This window comes from Bradyrhizobium sp. AT1 (assembly GCF_001590795.1).
Classification (GTDB): domain Bacteria; phylum Pseudomonadota; class Alphaproteobacteria; order Rhizobiales; family Xanthobacteraceae; genus Bradyrhizobium.
Genome location: NZ_JXDL01000005.1, coordinates 1 through 3,074, shown reverse-complemented (window position 1 = coordinate 3,074; position 3,074 = coordinate 1). Strand labels below are relative to the sequence as shown.

General features: G+C 65.8%; 3 protein-coding genes. All 3 read right to left on the bottom strand.

The features are described 5' to 3' along the window. Positions 1-53: 53 nt before the first annotated feature. On the bottom strand, positions 54-419 hold the full coding sequence (locus SE92_RS34630) for an endonuclease domain-containing protein (RefSeq protein WP_063203931.1): 366 nt from the start codon (positions 417-419) through the stop codon (positions 54-56). Between the two features lie 117 nt (positions 420-536). Then, on the bottom strand, positions 537-1,655 hold the full coding sequence (gene dnaN, locus SE92_RS34625; RefSeq protein WP_063203930.1) for a DNA polymerase III subunit beta: 1,119 nt from the start codon (positions 1,653-1,655) through the stop codon (positions 537-539). A gap of 268 nt (positions 1,656-1,923) precedes the next feature. After that, the coding region (gene dnaA / locus SE92_RS34620) for a chromosomal replication initiator protein DnaA (RefSeq protein WP_063203929.1) at positions 1,924-3,074 on the bottom strand (1,151 nt) is incomplete at its 5' end.

The following is a 3,074-nucleotide window of genomic DNA, read 5'->3' as shown; positions in this document are numbered from 1 at the left end:
CCTTGTGGGGGAGGGTGGCGCCTCACGCAGTGAGGCGACGGGTGAGGGGTATCTTACCGCCCGGCAAGCTTTGCAAGGATATCCTCCAATACGGAAGTGGACTGCTGAAGCACGTCATTGTTCCAATAGCGCGCGATGGCAAAGCCTTCAGTAAATAGAGCTGCGTCGCGATCCGCATCGCTTCGCGATTCTGCATGCTGGCTTCCGTCGATTTCGATCACGAGACGCTTGTCGAAACAGACGAAGTCGAGGATGTAGTTTCCGAATGGGACCTGCCGGCGAAACTTGTATGCCGACATGCGGCGGTCTCTGAGCAGGCGCCACATCGCCGCTTCCGCATCTGTCGGCGCGTGCCGCATACCCTTCGCAAATTGGCGGAGATGTTTGGGGACTGGCCGATGGGACGGATCCTGCGGCACCAACCCCTCACCCGACTGAGTTTTTATCCGCCGGCGGAGCTGCCCTCTCCCACAAGGGGAGAGGGCACAGCAACGTGCATCGCGCTTTCGTTGAGAGGGGAAGCCGCTGCCTCACTCTCACACCCGCATCGGCATCAGCACGTACAGAGCGCTCTTGTCCTCCTTGTCCTGCACGAGCGTCGGCGAGCCGGGGTCGGCGAGCTTGAGGACGGCGACGTCGCCTTCGATCTGGGCGGCGATGTCGAGCAGATAGCGGGAGTTGAAGCCGATATCGAGGGCATCGGAGGCGTATTCGACCTCGAGCTCTTCGGTCGCGCTGCCGGAATCCGGATTGGTCACCGACAGCACCAGCTTGCCCGGCGACAGCGACAGCTTCACCGCACGTCCGCGCTCGCTGGAGATCGTCGAGACGCGGTCGACCGCGTTCTCGAAATCCTTCTTGTCGACGACGAGCTCCTTGTCGTTGCCTTGCGGGATGACGCGGCCGTAATCGGGGAAGGTGCCGTCGATCAGCTTCGAGGTCAGCACCACATTGCCGATCGTGAAGCGGATCTTGGCCTGCGACAGCTCGATCGTCATCTCGGCGTCGGTGTCCTCGATCAGGCGCTGCACCTCGCCGACGGTCTTGCGCGGCACGATCACGCCGGGCATGCCCTCGGCGCCCTTGGGCTGCACCAGATCGAGCTGGGCGAGGCGGTGACCGTCGGTGGCGACGCCGCGCAGGGTCGCGGCCTTGGGCGTGCCGGCGGCGTGCAGATAGATGCCGTTGAGATAATAGCGCGTCTCTTCCGTCGAGATCGCGAACTGGGTGCGGTCGATCAGCCGCTTGACGTCCTTGGCGGCGAGCGAGAAGGAATGCGACATGTCGCCGGCGGCCAGATCCGGGAAATCGTTCTCCGGCAGGGTCTGCAGCGTGAAGCGCGAGCGGCCGGCGCGGATCGCCAGCACGGCGCGGTCGCCGTCGGCCTCCAGCACGATCTGCGAACCGTCGGGCAGCTTGCGCACGATGTCGTAGAACATATGCGCCGGCACGGTGGTGGAGCCCGCGGTCGCAGTCTCCGCCGGCAGCGTCTCCGTCACCTCGAGGTCGAGGTCGGTCGCCTTCAGCGACAGTTTGGCGTTCTCGGCGCGGACCAGCACGTTGCCGAGGATCGGAATCGTGTTGCGGCGCTCGACCACGCGATGGACATGGCCCAGCGACTTCAGGAGTTGCGCGCGTTCGACCGTAACCTTCATTGCACTACTCGCCCGATCCCCAAGGAAACACAAATTTGAGAAGGCCGGGCGGCGGGACGCGCACCACGGCACTGAAGACCCCGGAAAGCCGGATCATCCAGCCGATATGACCAAAGCCGTCAGGGTCGCGCAAGGTGGCTTGAATGGCCCCCAGTTTCAAGGGATTGGGGGGCAGTTCCGCGCGATTCCCACGGTTTACCGCCCAAACGAAAACCGCCGCCCGGGCGAAGCCGGGGCGGCGGCAGAATGGCAGGAGCGCCCTAGGCGTTTATTCCTGAAGCTGGCGCTTCAGCGACTCCACTTCCTCCGACAGCGCGGTGTCCTTGGAGACCAGGGCCTCGATCTTGCGCACGGCGTGCAGCACCGTGGTGTGGTCGCGCCCGCCGAAGCGGCGGCCGATCTCCGGGAGCGAGCGCAGGGTCAGCGTCTTGGCGAGATACATCGCGACCTGGCGCGGGCGGACCACGTTGGCGGTACGGCGCGAGGAGAGCAGGTCGGAGCGGCTGACATTATACTGCCGCGCCACCACGCGCTGGATGTCCTCGATCTTGATCCGCTTCGGCTCCTGCGGCCGGACCAGGTCGCGCACCTCGTGCTCGGCCATCTCCAGCGTCACCGGCCGGTTGTTGAGCTTGGAGTGCGCAAGCAGACGGTTGATCGCGCCTTCGAGGTCGCGGCCGTTGTGGGTGATGGTGCGCGCCAGATAATGCAGCACCTCCTCCGGCACTTCGAAGGTCGCGTGATGGGCGCGGGCGGCCGCGACGCGCGACTTGAGAATGCCGTGGCGCAGCTCCTCGCCGAGCGAGCCCATCTCGACCACGAGGCCGCCGGCGAGCCGCGAACGCACGCGGTCATCGAGGCTTTCGAGGTCGGACGGCGGCCGGTCGGCTGCGATCACGACCTGGCGGCCGGCATCGATCAGCGCGTTCAGCGTGTGACAGAACTCGGCCTGGGTCGATTTGCCCTGCAGGAACTGGAGATCGTCGATAACGAGCACGTCGATGCCGCGCAGCGCTTCCTTGAAGGCCAGCGCCGTCTGCGTCTTCAGCGCGGCAACGAAGCCGTACATGAATTTTTCTGCCGTCAGGTACAGCACCTTGCGCTCATTGCCGGAATTGCCGGCCCAGGTCACCGCCTGGAGCAGATGCGTCTTGCCGAGGCCGACGCCCGCGTGAATGTAGAGCGGGTTGAACATGACGGGGTCGCCGCGGCGGCCTTCCGCGACCTGACGCGCGGCCGCATGGGCCAGCGTGTTGGAGCGGCCGACGACGAAGCTCGCGAAAGTCAGGCGCGGATCGAGCGGCGAGCCGCCGAGCGCGTCGTGATTGGCCGAGACCGGCGCGGTCGCGGTCGAGCGCAGCTCCTGCATGGGCGCACGGCGCGCCTCGACCGGCGCGGGCGCTTCCGTTCGGCTGCACC

Excerpts from the sequence above, each read along its gene's own strand:
- dnaN (WP_063203930.1), bottom strand. The coding sequence starts at position 1,655 with ATGAAGGTTACGGTCGAACGCGCGCAACTCCTGAAGTCGCTGGGCCAT.